This is a genomic window from Bosea sp. 124 (genome assembly GCF_003046175.1).
In the GTDB taxonomy this organism is placed as follows: Bacteria; Pseudomonadota; Alphaproteobacteria; order Rhizobiales; family Beijerinckiaceae; genus Allobosea.
The window spans coordinates 2,125,001-2,145,150 of record NZ_PZZM01000001.1 but is presented as its reverse complement, the minus strand read 5'-3'; the positions used below and the strand labels follow the sequence as shown (position 1 = coordinate 2,145,150).

The following is a 20,150-nucleotide window of genomic DNA, read 5'->3' as shown; positions in this document are numbered from 1 at the left end:
TACCACTTAGATGGCCGGTTTTATGGCCGGTTTAATTTTTTCAATTAATTCATATTATCATGCAGATAGCCAAATTTCTACGATAATTAATTCGCTTAAATGGCCGGTTTGATGACCGTTTAGGGAGCAATTTTTGCGCTACCCCGTAAATGATAATTATCAAATATAATATTTGAAGGGCTGCTTTTCCGCGCCCTGAGCAGCCTTTAGCGTAAGTACATCACCGACCTTGTCGGCGAACTGGATCGTAACCGGAAGTGAATCATTGAAATTGCACGCATTATAATTCAATTTTGTCAGCCCCATTATATCCCCGAGGACATTCTCGATGGGGGGTGTCGGGCCGGTGCTTTTCAGAATTGTCACGGAAAGCGGGTTGGGTGTCTCCGGGCCGATATAGGTGTCCAGCCGAGGCAGAAAGCCCGTTGTCCAAAGGAATGCATTGCGATCATCGAGGATCATCGCGGTGCCACGGAGAACGGGATAATCACCGTCCCTGAAGAGCTTCGTGTCGCCGTCCGTTGTCTTTATTCTGACGCCAACCAAATTTGTCCCCGGAGGGCAGACGGACGAGAACGCATCCCACTCCACCTTGTTAAACGTCGTCTTGCCGTGAATGAATAGCTCTGTCGGCGGCTTCCCGTGTTTTTCGGTGAAGGTATCAATGACTTTCTGAATGAGCTTTTTCGCCTCGCTCTCGCTGAGGTGAAATTCATAATCCGACGTTTTCCAAGCGCCATTGGCCCCGCGAAAAACGATCCCATCGCCCTCGCTCAAAAACATCTGAGCGGCACAACAGGCATGGTGCTTCGGATGATTGGGCAGCACCTTAAAGACGAGGCCGATATAGCAAACGCCAGGACGCGCGCTCGCCAATTTCCAAGGTGGCTCTGGCTGCGTCTTATAATAGATGCCAGTTGCCAAGTTCCAAGCGACACTCGCTGGCTCTTGGATCGGCCGAGATGGATAGCCCGCCTTATTTACAAATTCTGCGGGCGCCAATGTTGTCTCCCGGACGAGCTGAGATGTTTTCGCTCGTCTTAGGAGTTGGGCTTTCACCTGCCGGTGAAAATTCGGCATATCTTCGAATATTTCTTCGGCGGACTGATCAATCACGTCGGCGAAAAGGGGCAGGTCAATCTTCTTGCTTTGCGTCCGCGCGAAGGTCCCCAACACAAGATTCAGGCCTGAACGACGGGATTTCGGTTTACAGCGATCATATATGATCTCTGGAAGCACTAGTATCCAGATATCTACCGATTGCTCTTCATTTTTCTCGTGCTCATCAATCGCTTTAACATAGACGTCAACGACCTCTCGGACTGCCTCGTGATGATTGATAATCAGCGTCGCACGTTCGATTTCTTCAATTTTGACGACGCGGCGAGCGATGCTCTTCGTGTCGATTGAAATTCCGAAGGTCTCTTCTAGTCCTGGAAAATTCGAAAGATGCAGTCTGTTTTCTTTGTCCGTTTTCCCTGGCGGTGGAACGTCGACAGGATTGCACAACGCGATGAGGTGCTTATCCAGATAGGCAAGGCCGGTCGCAGTCCCGACGGCGCCGACTCTCACTTTGATCGGCCGCGTGGGTCCGGAGTTCGGGCCGTAGAGGTGCAAGCCATCTTTTGGATGTTCGCAGGTCTGCCCGTGCGCAAAACCAAGCTGCGGCTCTGCGATATGGATGATCTGAAGCGATTTCTCAGGCAGTTCGATCATTCCGCAGCCTCCTGCTCGATGTCCCGATTGCCCAGCACGGATGGATCGGAGTCCTCATCCTCTTCGCCGAGGACGTTTGGCAGCGGGGTCGTCACGGGTGATGTGAAGAGCTGGGGCGCGCTGTCGAGCCGAATAGATTCGGTCGGACTTACCGCCAAATCGATATAAGCCCTCTCGCCGGCCATGAGTTCTAAAAAGGCCATCAGCCTTCCGTGCCACTGCTTGTTTCTCCATCCCTTGCAGACGGAGCGTCGAAGGCGGAACTGCTTGTCGTCGGCAACAAGCGATCCCTCTTTATCATTCTCAAACTCAGCGAACAGAACCCGCGATTTTAGGCGAAAATGATAGTAGGGCCAGAGAACCGGGATAGCCGAGATTCCGAACTGCCAAACCTTCCCCTTCGCGACATTGCGAAGCATCGCAGAACGCTTGCTTCCCTGCCGCCCCCAGGGAATTTTCTTGCCCACCGCCAGTTTGGCTTTCCCGACGTGATAACCGGGCGTCTTGGAATAGTGATATTCAAGGAAGCCATTTGCCTTGCAGAAATTTTGCCAGGCAGCCTTGAACAGAAACACCAGAATGTTTTTGGCTTCGCGTGGTTGAAGGCCGATTTCTGGCATACCTTCTTCGGCGAACGTCTGCACCGAGACGCTATGCAGCTCTTGAAAAGAGCCAAGATCCCGGACAGCAGCCCTCATCTCATCGGCGGTCAGAAATGTGAGAACGCCACGATTGTGAAGGTAGAACGGAAAGCCGGCATCGCCATAGGCTTTCTTTGTCCTGCTGTGGTCGATCGCGCCGGTGGGTTCGCAGTACCGAATCTGGCTCGGAATGGCCGCGATGCGCAGCCAGTTCGAAGTGAGCGTCTCAGGGCTTTGAATAAGTTCGAGTGAATGCCGCTTCCGATAGAGTTCCCAATTCGGATTTATGACTGCGTGCTGCCTGTCACAAGGAACGCCTTGGCGCTCAAGCAATTCTAGGAGATCGATCAGGCCCTTCGCCCAGCTATGCTCGAAATCAACGTATTGAAGGCCACCTATGCCAAACAGCTTTTTAAACTTCTTCAGCCGTAACGGGATAATAAAGCGCTTGTCATCCAGCTCCTTTGCCAGATCCTCTGCTATGCCGATTTCTTCTTGAACGCCGTTCTTTGCGAGCGTCGCGTCCTGGCAGCAAAGCAGCATTTTCACAGCGCGCTTTTGCAGGGTTTCAGTCAGCTCTTTTCGCCAGCGGTCCCCGCCTTGCAGGTTCAAGATATCGGCGAAAACGACATATCCGGCGGCCTCCAACCGAGGCGCGAGCCAAAGAGTGAACTCGTCGTCGTTGGGCGTCCCTTTACTGATGAAGACGATGTCGCGAACGAGGGTTGGATCGCTTGCACCGGCGGTGATGGCGACAGGAGAACTATCCACTCGTCGCTCGCGATCCCCGCGCCCGGCGCCCGGCAATCGGGCTTGGCTTCAAGCTTGGAAGCAATTTGGTCAGAACGTGAGCGGCCATAGAACAAAAGTAGAATGAAACGAGGCGGCGCCGCAAGGGCTGCCGCCGAACAACTCCCAGGCAATTGTACGAGGGAGACGGCGGATCGTGCCGAGCCTACACCTCGGTAGGCTCAGGGCCGAGCTGCCAATCGTTGGGTCCAGGGAGACCGGGTCTCCTTGGCCATGGCGGTGTCGGAGGAGCAGGGACGCTCCACTGACCCGTGATGCACCGGCGGATCGGTGCACTGGCCCGGTGTAGGCTCGATGTCGAAATCCGGGCCAATGGCCGGGGGGATGGAACGGGGGCGCGCAGCGGGCCCCCTTCCCAAGCTGGTAATGTGTTTACATTACACAGCTTGCGAGCAACGCTCGGCCTTTATCGCCTGCAAATACTATACGGGAATTATCTCCGTCCCGTTCGGCTTATCAGATTTCTTCGAGGGTCACTGTCGCGTGAAGCGTTTCAAGATGACTTTTCAAGCGAGCCGCTTGGCTCCTAGGTGAGGCGAACACAAGCAACCGCTCGGCCCGCGAAGCAGCAACATAGAGCTTGCGGGCGTCCTCGCCCGTTTTCGCCGGCTCGCCTGTTTGCAGGTAGTCGAGAATTCCCTTTGCCGTGGCCGTGGTCATAACCACGCAGACGGCCGGAAATTCCTTACCCTTCACGGAATGGATGGTCCGTGATGCAGCGCTGGCCGGCGGCGGAACGGTGAGCAGACTGGCCAACTCCCTGTTCGATTTCAGCCGCTGCGCGATCGATAATCCATTGGCGATCATTTCAGGCGCGATCAGAGCGCGGGCGCGGGCCAGCCATCCGTTAGCGGTTGTGTCGATCGATGGATCGAAGCGCAACTGCTGAACGATGCTGAGAATTTTAGGCCGCCACGTTTCGGCGGTCATCTGCTCTGAAGTCAAATATTGATTGTAGGTTTTTCCGGCGAGCCGCCCCTGGATCGAAAGGATCACGGCGTGTGCGCGATGAATGGCCTCAAGCTGGTTGCCCGTATCAAAACCGTAGTGAAATTCCATCACGGCCGAGGCTAGCCGGAGCGATAGATCGTTCGTTTTTTCAATCCGTGGCTGGCCGATAGATTTGGCTCCGCTGTCAACGGTCGATGCCAGGATGGGGCAATCCGCAAGATCGAAACTATGCCCTGTCGCAAGCTCCCGGAAGCGTGTGCCGATGGCTGCCGAAACAGCGCCCTTGTAGCTTAGTATGTGAACAGGTGTCTGATCGGCTTTGTGGCGGCCTACCGGCTTGTCGATGTCACCACGCGTGGTGTGAGATCGAAGCATCGCGATAGCTTTGCAGATATTGTCATTCGACCGAAAATTTCCGGTCATCGGAAGCCTGTCTTCCTCTTCGAATTTGTCGCGGAAGGCGAAGAGGTGATCGGTCACGCCACCACGAAATTCGTAAATGGATTGGTGGGGATCGCAGATTACTTTGATGGGTATCCCGGCAGTCCGCAGCCACGAAATGATTTCCAGGTCATGGGGATTACAGTCTTGCGCTTCATCGACGATAATTTCCGCAAAACGTGCCGCTAGCGCATTGCCGAGACGCTCGGAGAGTTCCCTATCGGCCAACCGTTCCCTTGCTATCGACCGGACATCTTCAAAATCGACCTCACCCCGATCCCGAAACCGTTTGCGCATCGTCCGCGCCACTGTCTCCGAGGCCTTCCGGACACCGGCGGCCTTCTTCGCGACGTCATAACCTTTGGCTTTGGCGAGGGCCGGAACAATTTCGCCAGTGGCGCGATCGAAGCATGAGAGCGGTAGAGGGTGGGCTTTTTCGAACGGCTGCACGATCCGGCGATCGAGATCGGCAATGAGGCGGGGAGCATTTTCACATTCGGGAATCCCGAACGGTGCAAGAATGAACTGCCAAACGAAGCCGTCGAACGTTCCGACAAAGTCGGGGAACGTGGGTTCGACGATGAGATTCGCGTGCCGCAGCCGTGTCTCAAGTTCATGAACAGCGGCGTTGGTAAAAGAGAGCAGCGCAACCCCACGACGACCTTTGGTGCGAGCAGTCAGGCCACGGCACCGCTCAACCATCACCCGTGTTTTGCCCGCCCCCGGACATGCTATGATGAAGGCGGATCGGTCGTGCGCGACAATATCGCTCTGCTCACGCGTTGGTATGAAGGCATCGAGGGTCACAGCACTATGGCCTCGATAGCATCGCGGATATATTGCGGCACCACGAAGGTCGCGCCGTCCGCTTGGATCTTTTCCGCCAGAATCTGGGCGAAATCGCCTTTTCGCGTCGACTTGAAGAGTTCCTGAATCGCCGAAGCGCGATCATGCCCTGTTTTGCCGATCGCAGCCGTCCAGTGGTGCTCTGATTTTGGATGGAAGGAGAGGTAGACGGACTTTAGCAGGTCCGCGTTTCCCGCGTTTACCAGTTCGGTTTCCAGAGAGTACGTGCTGACGGCCGCCGAGAAGACACTTGTGGCGCTGAGCGCTGTGGCAAGAGTATCAAGTTCATGCTTCCTATTGTCGCCTGGCGTTCTGCCGTTGACCGCTTCTTTGTGGGCGTCGCCATCAGTTATGACGACAACTCGGTCAGAAATCCTAACCTGATCGTAGGGGGTCAGCAGCAGCGTCACATAGGGACGAAAATCGACCCCATCGATCGGCAGGAAGACTGCCGATCGAAACAGGCGCATCTTGTCGGCTTTGCCTTTGAGAACGTAATTCTTCGCGATCACGGGAAGCAGCAGAGCTTCCGCGATACCCTCCACGAGCATTGCGCGTCCGCCGAACAGAAGCGCGGATCGCGTCACGTCGAGATATCTGTCGACCTTCCGGCGATCCGGGTCGGACAGGGAGATTTTTTCCAGAGGAATGCAGCGCGATGTCCGGCGCAGCACGGGAGCAGGCGCAGGGGCGGCATCAGGCCCGACCGCTGCGTCATCTTCGATAGCCGGCTCGCTCGGGAGCGGCTCAACCGGCACGGGCACGACGCACGATCTGAAGACGACAAGGTTCTTGCTGTCGTTCCATGCCGAGAGATTGGGCGAGTGCGTGGCGACAACAATCTGGACCTGGCCGGCGGCTGCGCCGGGTTTACTTGGCTGCGTTTTCTCGGATTGCTCCTCCAGGAAGCTCAGCACGGCGGCCTGCAATTGCGGATGCAGGTGGGCTTCGGGCTCCTCTACCAGAAAGAGCGTCAGGTCGGCGTCATTCACCTTTTCCAGTTCGACGGCAATCGTCGCCATATAGAGAAGGTTGGCATAACCGTGACCGGAATAACGAAGATCCTCTGGCGCGATGCCGTGGTCAGCCAGTTTGAAACGCAGATCGCGTGCAATATCGATCAGCTTCTCATCGCCGGCGAAGCCAAGGGATGCAGATTGCCGGCGCACGCCGGTGGTAAGCGCACCGAGCCCAATATCAACAGCGTTGTCGACCTTCGTGAGAATGGGATCGGTTGCGATTCGTTTCAGGCGCTGGGCTAGCGCGTCCGGCAGTTCGCCATCAAGGAAGTGCTTCAGCAGCGCGTAGATGCGCGTGGGATTTCCTGAGGCCAGCGCGCGCTTGGCGTCACGGAGAGGCGGTAGGTAAACGTGCCGAATTGCATCCTGGCATCCCGGCTCGGGCGGCGATTTCTTACCTCCGGCCCAAATGCTTGGCTTGATGGGATATCGCTCGGAGGTGCCATCGTATGTCAGGCCGAATCTCGCGGACTGAAGTGTGGCGTCGATCGTGGCCGAGAGCAGGCGGCCCTGTTGCGAAGTGCTCAAGTCGAGATAAGAAGCCTCAATATCGAAGCGAGAGCTCTTGCTCGTGAAATTAATGTCTGTCGGCTCGCAGTAGATTTCACGACGACCGCTTAATGGCGGAGTGATAAGCCGCAGCGCGTCAATCGCGTTGCTTTTCCCACCGTTATTCTCTCCGACGAGGACTGTGATTTTCTTTTGAAAATTAACCTCAGTTTCGTCGAATGAACGGAAGTTGCTCAGCTTCAGGCTGCTCAGATACATAATCCCCCCTCATTATTTTTCGATGCAACAATAGCGTGTATCGGGGGCGATTAAAACCAAATTGCCAATCGCTGGTAGATGACGGGGGAGCGTGCTTGGTCAAAGAGTTCCAGAGCGCCGCGCACGGGAATTATTTGCCAGCCTTGGTCGGCGCGGGAAGGCTCAAATATCCACCAAAAGGGGCCGGTCCATGGATCGCCAAGAGCTGATCGAGATGTGACGGCGCATTCTCTGGATCGAGAGTGGCCGCGACGACGGCAACCTCTTGCAGGGGGTGTTTCAGAAAGTGCTGCTGCAACGCGTCGGCCATCGCTTTCTCTTTCCCTGCTGTCGCAATGGCGAGGACATCCCTTCCATCTTTCCATCCAATAGGCGACTTTGTTCGTCTGGCTTGCTCGGCAGTCAGGAGCGTTAGAGCGTCGGCGTCGAATGTTCCCGACGTCCAAATTTCAAAGCGCTTTTCCGCTTCGCGAAACGAATATTGAACGGCCAGGTGGGCTTTCATGATCGCGGTTTTGCGGAGCCATTCCTCAACCTCGCCCTTGGTCACTGCACCGCCAGGCTCCTTTCCCTTGCATTCGATGCAGGTAACCGACGCTCCCATCGCCGTGACTTTCAAAATGTCGATGTCCGCTGACATGCCGGTCGTCGGATCGCGAGCCTTGATGCCCATATCGATCGAAACAGCATCGCGGCGAGACAGATAAGCAGCAAGCAGTTCAAACAGGATGCCACGCAGGTTGCCCGCGCGACCTTCAATTTCAGCCAGATCGTAGATGAGGGTGACAATGCGGTCTGGATCGTTAGCAGAGGCGTAGGCGGCAGCATTCTTGAGTGTCTGCACGAGGGAGACGAGAGCCGCACCAACACGCCTGCCGAATAATATCGTGGGTGTAGCGAGACTAATGCCAGCAGCGTGACCGGCGGTCAGTGCGGCGCCGGTGAAGCTTTCCGCCACAAGTATCGGCATAACGTTCATACCGTTCCGCATTGCCTTCAGCATCGTGACTTTGCGGATAAAAAACTGGATCTGGTGCTCGGTCAGCGGGCCTTCCGCAAAAACATCCGCGACGAGAAAGCCAGGCTTCCCGCCGCTTTGTGGGATTGGCCCGAACCAACTGGGTCCGGCCAGATCAAACATAAATGGGCCGATGGGGACCAGTCCGTCCTCTCCGCGAATGGCAATACTGTTATAGCTTGCAAAGCCCAGCTTGCGGGCCCACTCGCGAACGGCGTCGAGCATAACAAGCTCGGCCGGCCCGTTGATATCGAGCACTCCGCCAGCCGCCGAGAACGAGAGATATTTTCGACTGTCCGCGTCAACATACTCACGAATGACGCTTGCCTTGCTCAACGTTTCAGCGACGCGCTCAGCGCTCAGCTGCTTCTTCATCGGCCGAGCGGGCGCGCCGCTTATTACCGCAAACTGGTCGGCATAAACCCGTCCGCCGCGCGCAATCATTCCATCCAATGCGATCCCGAATATTGAACCTGTTTCGCGCATGTCTCGCAGAAAATTGGCCCAGAACAGTTCGGTGTTGCGTTGATCCTTGAGATAGAAAAACGCTTCGTTCTTCGGGAGCAACCGCAGTGGAAACTTGAAGATCGGCGGCCGTGTCCGCGAAAGCCGCTGACGGGCGGCTTCTGGTGACAACCCCTCAGCCTGCAAAGCGGCAGCCAATACCGACGATCGGACTGGACCATGCTCTTTGAGGTAATCGGCGACCAAATCTGCCATATGTCACGCTGCTTAATTTATTAAACAGACTACCTCCGGGGCGTCTCGTTTTCAACGTCCCAATCCAGCATCAATGAAATCAATAGCTTATGGCAATAATTTTGGCCGTTTCCGAGTTCGGCATGTCACAAGGCCGTCCAGAAATCAAATCAAGCGCGCGCGGCTCGGCGCCTTCGTATCCCTTCTGCGTACTCTACTGGCCATTTGGTCAATGGGAATACTTCGTGGAAATCGGTCTGCATATTCTCGACCATGCGCGCCAGAATTCCGAGGAGCCGGTGGGCATTTTCCTGCGTCTCCCGGATGAGAACGCCAATGCGCGCATCGGTGTCGCCGCTTTCACGGACATAGCGGTCATCGCTCACACCGTCATTGTGCTCGTAGACGTGGCGGCGGTGGAGCATGAGGGTGAGAAAGCTCGAATCGGCAGCCGAGATACCCCGCAACAAATCGATATCGAACATTGGCTTTAGGCGCTTAAAGACGTCATTTTCAACGTCGTGAAATTTGAGACGGTCAAAGTCTGCGCGTCTCGATGGCCGCATGGCCACTCTTTTGGAAACCTGGGCTAGAATGTCACGGCAGCAGGCGTCGAATTTCGAGACACAGGATCGAACCACTTCACTCGGACTGGAGACGCCATTGTTCAGGTCATCACGTAATTTGGCTGCTGCCGTGCGGAACGATGTCGCATTATTACGATGTCCGCAGCCTGCACAGTAGCCGTATAGCCCACGTATGTCGTTAAATTCGTCGCACTTTTTGCACGTATAGCGCGTTTGCTGGGACTCTTCTGCATAGTAAAAATCTGGCCGCGCTCCGACTTCTTGGTCGGCGATCGCGTCCATATCAATTACGATTTCTTTTTCCGTGTTCGGCTCCATCTCGGTGTGATAGGCGCCCATTAGCGTCTCCATGTAATGGGCGACATACCTGCGCTGCGCAGGCGTTAGAAATCGAAAGGCCTCTGTCTTCAGTCCGCAATACGGACAACTAAGGGGGAAAATTTTCGTGTGGCTGGAGTTTCGAAAATCCCCTTTACATCGGGGGCATTGATGCCCCCGTTTCATTTGTGAATCTGAGCCAAGGAATACCGGCCAGCACTCTTCCGGCATCGGTGGATCGAATCCTTGCCCAATGCCACCCATGTTGAAATCCATCACGGGCTGCGCATTAAACTCCAAAGCATATATGCCTATCCACGACGCCGGGCCGGGGCTCGAATGTCGAAACCCGGGAGCGACGCTAATCCTCCCGTCAGCGTCGCAACGAACGTTGAAGGTTGCCTGCCCTCCACAGTGAGCGATTTCTTTAAAGTCATCATCATATGGAGGCATGTGTGTCTCGATCTATTAATTGAGCAATGCCGTAGACTAACGAGCTATACTACGTTCAGGCAAGCAGATTAAACATTGCCTACATGCTAATCCGATTTGCCCTCGATCAGCCACGCGTCGCGGGCGGGGTTCCGGGGAGGCGAAAGCGGGTGGAATCGCGTTCGCCTGGGCGGAGGCAACTGCCCCTCAAAAGAGGGACATCTGCGCGGATGTTCGTTGATGCTCCTGCCACTTCGCGCTGCGCGCTTCGTGATCGAGCCATTTGGTGACAAACGCCACCGCGCCTCCATGTCCGGCCAGATCTTCGCCGTGCAGGAAGTGCGAGCGATAGCCTGTCTCCGTGATCGGGAGCGGGGCGCGCTGGGGTGTGATGCTCCGCACCTCGATATGATCGATGCCCGTGCCTGACCAGTTGGCGACATGGCGGATCGAGACCGCCATGCCTTGCCACTGGATGATGTGATCCGAGACATTCATCATTATGCGGCCTGCTGCGCGGCCGGTGCGCTGAAGGCTAGGAGATAATCCGCCGCACGCTGTGCATGTCCCGCAGCCGTAAAGATCGCGCGCTTGTCGCCTCGCAGGAAGGTGAGCCAGTTCGCGATGTAGGCGGCGTGATCCTCCCGAACCTCCGGTGTCAGCTCCAGATCGGCGCAGAGAAAGGCGGAACCAAGCTCGGCAACCAGTTCCTCGGTCGCATAGCCTTCGTCGCCCCACCGCTTGCGTCCGAATTCCCGATCAAGGCGCGACTTATGCCGCGTCCAGTGCGTCAGTTCGTGGGCAATCGTCGCGTAATAGCTTTCGGGCGTATCGAACGTCTCGAACAATGGCATCTGCACATGATCGCCGCTTACATTATAATAGGCATTGCCGCCGCCATGGCGGATGTGCGCGCCCGTTGACCGAATGAACGCCTCGACACGCTCGATCCGCTGCACCGGCTCCAGCGTCCTCTCCGCTGCCATCGTGAACCGTTCGGGCAATCCTTCCACCTGCTCGGCATTGAACACGGCATAGGATTTAAGGAAGGGGATATTTCGCTCCGATTCCTCGCCCGTCTTCTCGTCGGTTTCCGTGCGGCTGAGCGTGCTGGCATAGACGACCTCCGACGCCTGTTCGCCCTTCTTGACGAAGGCGCCAAGCTCCTTGGCCTGCTTGAACGTCATCCAGTGCGGTGAGCTGTATCCGCGTTCGATCGCTTGCGACCACAGCATCACGATGTTGATGCCGCGATAGGGCACACCGTTGGCACGCAGGGGCAGGCTGATCCGCCCCGATGCATTCTCCACGCTCCATGGTTTCATCCACGGGCGCACGCCTTTCTCCAGATCGGCGATGATGCGGTTGGTAATGGTCTGATAAATATCCTTTTTCATTTTGATTGCCTTTCGCTTGGGTTTCTAGCGAAAGCTCTGTTCTTGTCTGAGCCTTGCGCATGAAACCTTGGCAAGCGCCGAGCGTCCTGTTTCAGGCGACGCAAAGCGGCGCCAGGACGTCTCGATCGAAAGGCAACGGCTCCAAGACCGAACCCCTTGGGGCGCGTCTTCGCGGTCCGGGCAACACGGGAGGACAGCTCTGCTGGCCGAATGGAGCGGGCGGCCCGGACTTCGGTCATTGGGCAAGCCGAGGCCGTCGATGTAAGCTTGAAAGGAGGTTTCTGCGCGCGGCCGCGCGCATTACCATGGCTTGCGGCGCAGCTGCTCTCCCGATCTCCCCGACAGCGATCGTCACCCGTATGGGCCGAAACCGATTTCGGGTTCGGTGAAGGCGCCTGCGCCGGAATAGAGCGCGGCCCGACAGGGGTTGGCCTTGGCTATCCGATACATGAAGGGGAGATGAAGCGCATCCGCGCTGATCAGACGCAGGTTTTCGCGGTGCAGCGACCAAAATGCCGGCGCATTCCGTCGCTACAAAACAACGATGACGATGTTTTTTAATCCGGGCACAATCCCGTCTTTAAGGGGATGTTGTGATTTTGGGGGGGCTAATGATCCTGCCTGCAGTGTGTTTTGTGCCTTGGCATCCCGGGACGTGCTGGTTAGCATTTCCGACAGCATGCTCGAGGAGCCCAAAACGCAATGGCAGCGCACAGATCGTTAACCTGGCATCCGAGCATGAGCCCAAAGATCGCTGTTGGTGGAGCTGAAAGCGCTGTTGACGTGGCCCGTACGATCATGCGGGCTGTTATGCTTCATTTTGATGCGTTTGCAGCGTCGAAGCCAGCTCAGCTATTCAAAGAGGGGGAGGCGATCGCGCTTAGCAGGTCAACGCGCGACGATTCCGTTGTACTAAGCATCATTGATTCTCCTGAGAATTGGGCGCACCATCGTCATGAACTGAATTATGGACGACCTCAGTATGTATCTGTAAGATATCAGGAAGAAATTAACCTGATAGAGGACGGGGAGCTAGCTTCACTACGCGCCTTCGACACGCACATAGACAATTCATTGCAAGAGAGAGCCAGGGAAGTTTTTGATCGTGCGCGCGCCGCTTTAGCAAAGCGCCAGGAAGCTTCTGAACGTGCAGCTTCTGCGCTACAGGATCATCAACGTATCGACAAGGAAGTCGAAGCTGCCGTTGCGCGGTCCAACGAATTATTGCGGAAAGCGATGAAGCTGATCTGAAATATTTTCACTAAACCGCGCTTCAGCGAGCTTTTACGGATATGAACAAGACGCTAGAAGAAGCGCTCGATATTCTTGGCATTCAGAGCAAATATGTTGAACTGGACGCGTCAGAGATATTGGATCTGACCGCCGCGCTCGAAAAGCAAAGGAAAAATAACGAGGTCCTCCTACAAACCAATGGGGCACTTTCTGCAAGTTTAAGCAATGCTTTTGACGAAATAGCGCAGCTCAAGAAAGATATAGCATTGCTCGTCGACGAAAATCGTCAGCTTGCAAAAAATCAGAAAAATCCGGATTAAGTGGCCACCATGAAAATCGGTGCCGCAACTTATGCAATCATATCGCCTCAGCTTCTCATGCTGATTATTTCAGTATTTCTCGGACAGTCCCCAACACGACCACATATCGCCTATGTGGGATCATTATTTATTGCATTGAATTCCATAGCTCTCATACTCATGTTCTCGGATATCATCCGTCGTGGATTGACACCAGTTAGAACTCTACCTTCCATTATCGTGATTTCTGTCATTGGCGTAATGTCTCTCCCCGTGCATTTCGCGCTGATCTACCTGGAGCTAGGCATCTATGAATCCGGCAGGCCAGACAGTCCGATTGATTTTTTAGATGCCATCTATTTTTCCGTCGTTACATGGACGACATTGGGTTACGGGGATATTTTACCGCACAAGTCAGCTCGGGCCGCAGTTGTTGCGGAGGTGGCCTTGAGCAGCATCGTGATGGCCATGCTGATGGCTGCGATATTTGCAGCCATCTCCTTCCGGAAGCGGGACCCCCGAGGTCCTGTCGAGTAGAGCCAGGGTTCAAGCGTAATGGGTTCACACCGAGCGGATGGCCTCGAACTCCGTCGCCGAACCCTAAGGATTAGGGGGAGAATCGTTGCTCGGGCATGATGCCGAGCTTGTGCATGTCAAAGTCAGAGAACACGAAGTTCACGCCTCTGCCATCTGCCGCATCGGTCAGCGCGACAATACGGTGAAAGGCTTCTCGCGCCTGATGGGATGGCGCGCGTTCGCCATAGAGCAGATCTCTGGCAAATCGCATCATGAAACCTGCAAGGATGTCGGCCGCCTGGATACCAGGCGAGGCATGCGAACGCGCAAATACCAAAGTCGCCTTTTCCTCGAACTGATAGTCGGCGGAAGGAATGATCGGTACGGCATCGGCCTGCGCGAGATCCTCAGCGCCCTTTTTGGCGCTTCGAAGGATGTCATCGAAATGGTCCTGCTCGTCGTGAAAGAGGGTGAGGCCGCCGATGCGGCGGGCGTGCAGGAGATTGATGCGCGCGTAGATATTGGTGAACGACGAGAAGTTCGGCAACATCCACACTGACTGCCCGTGCTTGCCGAAGTCAGGCAAGGGCAGCGACCGAAGGCGTTCTTTCTCGTTAGCAGCCGGTATGGCTTGAAAATCGGAAAAACTATCGGCGGCGAAGAGATCCAAACCCTGTGCGACTTCGTCGTCTGGAAGGCGCCCCTTGAGCCAATCAAGCAAAACGCGGAATGCGCGCGCGATGCTGGCGGACGAGGGAGTATCGCAAGCTGCGATATAGGCCGCAAAAATATCTGATGGCGCTCGGGCGCAAAGATACTCCCCGAAACGATTCCGCATCCACTGCATTTGGCCGAATTTCTGCGGGTCGAACTCGTGTTCGCCGATCGGAGGAACGATCAGCGTGTTGACCATATTGGCGGCGATGAAAAAGCGCTTGTCGACGAGCTCGATAAATAGAGGCAATTCGTGCCGTTCGATAAAATCGACCAGTTCGATGATGAGCTTGGGCTTATCGCGCACAAGGGACGATTTGAGTTCGGGAGCCTGAATGCGGTAGTCGGTCTTCAGCCTGGCGATTTCGATCCCAAGGGCGTGGGTATCTTCAACGCCCAGACAGGCGAGTGAAAAGATCTGCTGCTGGGCAAAATCAAAATCCTTGCCGGGCCTGGCAAGGTCGCCGCTATTACCGCTCTCGTCCAGATAGTATTCTTTTATCATCAATCGATGATGCCGCAGCGGCACTGCGGCCACAAGGAAATCCCCTCAAAAGGGCGCGCTGGCGGCTAGCCGGGTTGGAATGCAGGCTGAACGGGCAAGCGCAGCCGATCCTGCGCGGCCGGGACATCGCCTGCCTCTGGGGCGATGGCGGCATCGATGGATTGGCCACCTGTCCGGTCGCCAACAAGCTTGCGAACGCGATCGGGCACCGACTGACCGAGTTCCTTGTCGAGCGCGCTCAATTCGTTCTCGGTGAGGGTCGGGTCTTTCACGCGCTCCCGCGCCGTATCGAGTTTCGTTTGATAGTCGTGCAGGCCTTTGCGCTCTTCGACCAATCGGCGCTCTTCCGTCCGCCTTTCAAAATAGGCTTCGGCGCGCGGCTTTTCGTCCGAGATGGATTCCGGCGCAACATCGGCCGGTTTGAGTTCGGCTCCATGCTCATCGAACACCCGCACGCCGTCTTCGGATTTGAAGACGCGTCTGCCGTCTTCAAGCGTGTGTGCCTTCAGGAGCATCGCATCGATCTCTTTGCGTACGGCTAGCGTGTCGCGCTCATTGTCCATGAGCGCCTGCACTGTCGCCGTCTCGTAACGATCAAGCTTGATCGTGAATTGCTCGATCTTGTGCGCCGGAGCGAGAGCCGCCTCCATCGCAGCAAAGAACTCCGCATCCTGCCGGCGACGTTTTTCAAGCTGCGTTTGATTTTGCTCGGCGTTCAGGCGGGCGCCCATTTCCATGAGAAGGCGCTGCCGCTGCTCGGAGGTGATCTGCGCTCTGAGGGTAAATTCCAGCCGGGCTGATTTTTGGGTCACTGTCTCCATCTACACCCCGCATTTCGTCGCGGCGAGCGCGCCGACGACGGCTCCAGGCAAGGTGCCGGGGTATTTCTCGAAGGCGGCATAGATTTTGGGTAGCGTGGCTTTGTCGTCGTAGAACCATGTGTAGATGCAGGCGCGGCCCTGTGTGTCCTTGTTGTCCTTGACGAAGCGAGCGTGCGCCAGTCCTTCGACAATGCCCGCGACATAGGTGTAGCGGTCTCCCGCCTCCATTTTTTCCATGACGACGCCAGCTGTCAGCGTTTGCGCGGATACATCATTAGCAATCACGAGAGCGCCGAGGAAATAGAGCGGCAAATACAACGCAATTGTATTGGCTCTAAAGACGCTCACAATCGACCGTATTTGTTGAAATTTCCATAAGATCTGATATTATGCTAAGATCTATTTAATATAGTTGTTTTAGACTTGGCCAATGCAACGTAGGGATGCCTGCCAATGAACGCACGAAAAGGGTCCTTTTTTGGCGGTTAGCCGAGCGGGCTCAGGAGCTAAGCCTTTGAAAGTAATATGAGAAAAATAGGGTATCTCCGCGTCAGCACCGACGAACAGCGTCCCGACCGGCAAATCGAGGGTTTACGGGGGCTCTGCGATGAAATCCACATCGAGGTGGTTTCAGCGACCAGTAAGCGCCGTCCCGTCTATGAGAGGGTCAAACGACGGCTTCGATCCGGGGATTGCCTTGTCGTTTGGGACTTTGACCGCGCCTGGCGTTCCACGATCGACGCGCTTACTGAAACCAAGAGATTTCGTGCCAAGGGTATCGGCTTCCGCCTTGCGAGCCTGAGTATCCTCGACACCGCCTCCCCGGCAGGAATTTTCATACTGACGATGCTCGGAGCCATGTCGGAACTGGAGCGGAACACGCTTTCGCTGCGCACAAGAGAAGGTTTGGCGGCGGCCCGCAAACGGGGGGTTAGGCTAGGGCGGCCTCCCAAACTCGATGCCGCCCAGCTCGATCAGGCACGCGCACTTCTTCCAAATTCAACAATGGCCTGTGTCGCGCAGCTCTTCGATGTCGCGCCATGGACGCTCAGTCGTTCCCTTCGCAGGGGTATCAAGACGCAGAAGGCATGCGGCGTTTCACCTGAAAGCGATCATCACGGCGCTCGATCAAGCGGCTCCTCAATCAGCTCCGGCGACGGAGATCGCCGAAATAGCTCATAAACCTGCTCTCGCAGCTTCTCATCAATCGCGTTGTCCCGGTCGGCATAACCGATGATCAGATCGACCTGCTCGGGGGAGTTACGCGGCAGCTTGTAAGCTTCGGCAAGCTGGTCAGCCGATAGATACCTGCTCAGGTGCCGGTGCGGATCTGGCGGCGTGTCCCATTTCAGCCAGTGGTGCATCATTGCTTTGTAGATCGTCAGCTGGTCGAAATTCACCTTCTCTTTTATGAGCCGGTCGTAATCCCGCAGATCGGCCAGCTTTTCAGACTGAAGTTGCTGTTTGAACCAGTTATTGAACCGATGTGCGCGCGCCTCGTATTCCTGAAAAACGTCGCGCAGATCGATCGTAGACGGCTTTGCGGCGATGTACGATCGGGCGGCTTCGCGGGCTGTCTTCGGTGTAAAGCTACCTTCATTTTCGTGCATAATTCGCAAGACGGCGTCCTTATGGATCATGAAGGAAGCCGTATTGCCATCTTTGTTGACGTTGGTCTGCAGGTTCCAGCCGGCATCGACGATATGGAGATGATGCAGCATGACCCGTAGGGCGACGACAAACTCGTGCAGCCCATCCGTTCCAAAGCATGACAGCCTCTGCGCGTTGTAGTCGGCGATAGGGCGTTCTTTGCTCACACGCCTTGCATGCTCGACCAGCGATACGACTGCGTTGGTGCAGGTGAAGAGTTCTTTCTGGATGCGGCGCTCGATCGCGTGCAGCTGAGCTTCACCATTGCGAGTGTCAACGGCGGTCGGTTTCCAGGCCAGCGTGGCGGAGCAAAACCAGGCCAGCGATGGCGCCGGAGGACGATAAGCCAAGGGCCCCGATCGGGGCCCTTGGCTTATCGTCGCGTTCGTTTCTGATCAGCTTTCGGTGATCTCGCCGGTGTTTGGATCGATGTGCTCGACGGTGGCCTGGTTTTGCTCCGCCGCGGCGATAGCGCGGCGTCGGCCGGCGGATTGTTTGAGCCGGTAGCTGTCGCCGTTCATGGCCAGGATGCTGACGTGGTGGGTGAGCCGGTCGAGCAGTGCGCCGGTGAGACGCTCCGATCCCAGGACCGAGGTCCAGTCCTCGAAGGGCAGGTTCGAGGTGACGATGGTCGAGCCGCGCTCGTAGCGTTGCGAGAAGGTCTCGAACAAGAGCTCGGCTCCGGTCGGCGACAACGGCACGTAGCCAAGTTCGTCGACGATGAGCAGCTTGACCGCCTGCAGATCGCGCTGAAGCTTGAGCAGGCGGCGCTCGTCGCGGGCCTCCAGCAACTGGTTGACCAGAGAAGCCGCCGTCGTGAACGTGACGGAGAAGCCTTTCTGGCAAGCCGCCAGGCCAAGTGCGAGCGCGACATGGGTCTTGCCGGTGCCGCTATTGCCGAGCGCGATGATGTTCTCCCGGCGCAGGAGATAACCGCAGCGTGCCAGCTCCAGGACGAGCATCTTGTTGAGGTCGGGGATGGCGGCGAAGTCGAAGGTGTCGAAGCTCTTCACCGCCGGGAAGCGCGCCGCCCGGATGCGCCGCTCGACCGTGCGGCGCTCGCGGTCGATCAGTTCGAGCTCGATCAGGCGCAGCAGATAGCGCGGATGATCGACGCCATCGCGCGCGCATTCGCGGGCGACCTTGTCGTACTCGCGCAGCACCGTCGGCAGCTTCAGCTGCTTGAGATGATGCGCCAGCAGGACCTGCGGCGTGCCGCTGGTCGTTCCCGCCGGCATCGCGTCGCTGGTGTTACTGGTCATGCCGCTTCCTCCGGCAGGAGCACGGCATAGTCGGCGGCCGCGGTTGTCCTGACCGTCGTCCTCGGCAGATGGGGATAGGCCGACAGGTCGAGACGGGCGGGCCTGCGCTCGATCCGCGCCAGCGCGATCAGCTTGACCGCGTCGAAGCCGATGGCACCGAGGCGGATCGCCTCGGTCACCGCGAAGGTCACCATATCTCGCGGCATCGCCTCCATCAGCCGCAGCACCTGGATGAACTCGCGCTTGCCACGGTTGCCCATGCGCGCCTCCAGCAGATGGCGCAGGTGCTGGAAGGCCTCGGGCAGATCCCAGCCCTGGAGCGCCGCCGCCTGGTCGAGCGCATTGGGCTTGGTCTCGATCAGGGCGAGATAATGCAGTGGGTTGGAGACGAACACGCCTTCGCCATAGCAGCGCGGGTGACGGGCAATCTCGGCGCCACCGCACAGGATCACGACCGCATCGACGAAGCCCTTCACCACGACATCCTGAAAGCCGTAAGCTGTGGGCACGGAGTAATCGTTTGAGCGGTAGCGCACCAATGCGGTCGAGGAGACCCGCGCGCTGCGCTTCTCGCACGGCTCCAGCGGCACGGCCGGCAGGTCGCGCAACGCCGCCAGATCGGCGACAAGCCGTTCTCCGATCGTCCCGGCATGCCGCCCGGCTCGTTCCCCCTGCCGGAGACGGCAACGCTCAGCCAGCCTGGCGTTCAGCGCCTCAAAGCTTGCCACCACCGGGATCGGCGTCATGAAGTTGGAGCGGGCGTACTTCACCAGGCCCTCGACCTTGCCCTTGTCGTTGCCCTTGCCTGGACGGCCGAAGCGATCCCGGAACAGATAATGGCTGACCAGCTCGGTGAAGGCGCGGGTTCGCTCGCGCTTGCCGTCGCCGCAGATCTTCGCCACCGCGATGCGCGTGTTGTCGTACAGGATCGACAGCGGCACCCCTTCGAAGAAGCCGAAGGCCGAGACATGGCCGTCCAGGAACGCTTCCGTCGTCTCGCGGGGATAGGCCTTCACGAAGCAGGCGTCCGACTGCGGCAGGTCCATGCAGAAGAAATGGATCTTCTGCCGAACCCCGCCAATCACCGCGATCGCCTCGCCGAAATCCACCTGGGCGTGTCCCGGCGGATGCGCCAGCGGCACGAAGGTCTCGCGCCCACGCGCCCGGCCGATCCGCACGTAATCCTTCACCACCGTGTAGCCGCCAGCGAAACCATGCTCGTCGCGCAGGCGCTCGAAGATCCGCTTGGCCGTATGGCGCTGCTTCACCGGCGCGCTCCGGTCAGCCTCCAGGATTGCGTCGATCACCGGCAGCAACGGACCCAACTTCGGCTTCCCGGCAGGCTTCGTTCGCGTGTACCCCGGCGGCAGCGAGAACCGGCACATCTTCGCAATCGTCTCGCGGCTCAGACCAAAAACACGCGCCGCCTCCCGGCGGCTCTTCCCCTGATTGAACACGAACTGCCGAACCGCCGCGTAGACCTCCACCGCGAACATCCCCGCCAACC

Annotated in this window: 18 protein-coding genes; 4 read left to right on the top strand and 14 right to left on the bottom strand. The window is 57.1% G+C overall.

Annotated elements, in window-relative coordinates:
* Window positions 1-159 precede the first annotated feature (159 nt).
* The 8 genes from C8D03_RS10045 to C8D03_RS10010 form a co-directional block, all read right to left on the bottom strand.
* On the bottom strand, window positions 160-1,716 hold the full coding sequence (locus tag C8D03_RS10045; RefSeq protein WP_248308416.1) for an argonaute/piwi family protein: 1,557 nt from the start codon (window positions 1,714-1,716) through the stop codon (window positions 160-162).
* The gene (locus C8D03_RS10040) at window positions 1,713-3,128 is read right to left on the bottom strand and encodes a toll/interleukin-1 receptor domain-containing protein (protein ID WP_181300839.1); all 1,416 of its coding nucleotides are present in this window, start codon (window positions 3,126-3,128) and stop codon (window positions 1,713-1,715) included. The genes C8D03_RS10045 and C8D03_RS10040 overlap by 4 nt, the downstream gene beginning before the upstream one ends.
* Window positions 3,129-3,623: 495 nt before the next feature.
* Window positions 3,624-5,366, bottom strand: a complete 1,743-nt coding sequence (locus C8D03_RS10035) for a UvrD-helicase domain-containing protein (RefSeq protein ID WP_108046129.1) — start codon at window positions 5,364-5,366, stop codon at window positions 3,624-3,626.
* Window positions 5,363-7,192, bottom strand: coding sequence for an ATP-dependent nuclease (locus C8D03_RS10030; RefSeq protein WP_108046128.1), 1,830 nt, complete (start codon window positions 7,190-7,192; stop codon window positions 5,363-5,365). The genes C8D03_RS10035 and C8D03_RS10030 overlap by 4 nt, the downstream gene beginning before the upstream one ends.
* 130 nt (window positions 7,193-7,322) lie before the next feature.
* Window positions 7,323-8,930 carry a hypothetical protein gene (locus C8D03_RS10025; RefSeq protein WP_146170135.1) on the bottom strand — a complete coding sequence of 536 codons (1,608 nt, stop codon included), beginning with the start codon at window positions 8,928-8,930 and terminating at the stop codon, window positions 7,323-7,325.
* 149 nt (window positions 8,931-9,079) lie between these two features.
* On the bottom strand, window positions 9,080-9,835 hold the full coding sequence (locus C8D03_RS26090; protein ID WP_146170134.1) for a hypothetical protein: 756 nt from the start codon (window positions 9,833-9,835) through the stop codon (window positions 9,080-9,082).
* Window positions 9,836-10,453: 618 nt separating this feature from the next.
* Window positions 10,454-10,747 carry a hypothetical protein gene (locus C8D03_RS10015; protein WP_108046125.1) on the bottom strand — a complete coding sequence of 98 codons (294 nt, stop codon included), beginning with the start codon at window positions 10,745-10,747 and terminating at the stop codon, window positions 10,454-10,456.
* Window positions 10,747-11,643, bottom strand: coding sequence for an ArdC family protein (locus tag C8D03_RS10010; RefSeq protein WP_108046124.1), 897 nt, complete (start codon window positions 11,641-11,643; stop codon window positions 10,747-10,749). Before C8D03_RS10010 ends, C8D03_RS10015 begins: the two co-directional genes overlap by 1 nt.
* Window positions 11,644-12,381: 738 nt before the next feature.
* Here C8D03_RS10010 and C8D03_RS26085 point away from each other — a divergent pair.
* The 3 genes from C8D03_RS26085 to C8D03_RS10005 are packed head-to-tail and all read left to right on the top strand — an operon-like array spanning window position 12,382 to window position 13,712.
* The gene (locus tag C8D03_RS26085) at window positions 12,382-12,894 is read left to right on the top strand and encodes a hypothetical protein (RefSeq protein WP_146170133.1); all 513 of its coding nucleotides are present in this window, start codon (window positions 12,382-12,384) and stop codon (window positions 12,892-12,894) included.
* 41 nt (window positions 12,895-12,935) lie between these two features.
* Entirely contained in the window at window positions 12,936-13,196 is a 261-nt protein-coding gene (locus C8D03_RS26080) for a hypothetical protein (protein WP_146170132.1), read from the top strand.
* Between the two features lie 9 nt (window positions 13,197-13,205).
* Window positions 13,206-13,712 (top strand): ion channel, encoded by a 507-nt coding sequence (locus C8D03_RS10005; RefSeq protein ID WP_108046123.1) that lies wholly within the window; start codon window positions 13,206-13,208, stop codon window positions 13,710-13,712.
* A 70-nt stretch (window positions 13,713-13,782) separates the two neighbouring features.
* Here the strand turns inward: C8D03_RS10005 and C8D03_RS10000 are convergent, their stop codons facing one another.
* Genes C8D03_RS10000 through C8D03_RS09990 form a run of 3 tightly spaced genes read right to left on the bottom strand, consistent with a single transcriptional unit; the run spans window position 13,783 to window position 16,043 of the window.
* Window positions 13,783-14,943: a DUF3800 domain-containing protein gene (locus tag C8D03_RS10000; protein WP_146170131.1), complete on the bottom strand. Its 1,161-nt coding sequence runs from the start codon at window positions 14,941-14,943 to the stop codon at window positions 13,783-13,785.
* Between the two features lie 32 nt (window positions 14,944-14,975).
* A complete protein-coding gene (locus C8D03_RS09995; protein ID WP_146170130.1) occupies window positions 14,976-15,731 on the bottom strand; it encodes a hypothetical protein in 756 nt (251 codons plus the stop codon).
* Window positions 15,732-16,043, bottom strand: a complete 312-nt coding sequence (locus tag C8D03_RS09990) for a hypothetical protein (RefSeq protein WP_146170129.1) — start codon at window positions 16,041-16,043, stop codon at window positions 15,732-15,734.
* Window positions 16,044-16,256: 213 nt separating this feature from the next.
* On the opposite strand from C8D03_RS09990, the gene C8D03_RS27130 reads away from it, so the two are divergent.
* Entirely contained in the window at window positions 16,257-16,913 is a 657-nt protein-coding gene (locus tag C8D03_RS27130; RefSeq protein ID WP_108046119.1) for a recombinase family protein, read from the top strand.
* On the opposite strand, the gene C8D03_RS09980 is transcribed toward C8D03_RS27130, so the two are convergent.
* Genes C8D03_RS09980 through istA form a run of 3 tightly spaced genes read right to left on the bottom strand, consistent with a single transcriptional unit; the run spans window position 16,847 to window position 20,139 of the window.
* Window positions 16,847-17,731: a hypothetical protein gene (locus C8D03_RS09980; protein ID WP_108046118.1), complete on the bottom strand. Its 885-nt coding sequence runs from the start codon at window positions 17,729-17,731 to the stop codon at window positions 16,847-16,849. The two genes, C8D03_RS27130 and C8D03_RS09980, sit on opposite strands and share 67 nt — an antisense overlap.
* Window positions 17,732-17,776: 45 nt before the next feature.
* Complete coding sequence (istB, locus tag C8D03_RS09975) at window positions 17,777-18,619, bottom strand: IS21-like element helper ATPase IstB (RefSeq protein WP_108045077.1); 843 nt, start codon at window positions 18,617-18,619, stop codon at window positions 17,777-17,779.
* 20 nt (window positions 18,620-18,639) lie between these two features.
* Window positions 18,640-20,139, bottom strand: a complete 1,500-nt coding sequence (istA, locus tag C8D03_RS09970) for an IS21 family transposase (protein ID WP_108045076.1) — start codon at window positions 20,137-20,139, stop codon at window positions 18,640-18,642.
* Window positions 20,140-20,150 lie beyond the last annotated feature (11 nt).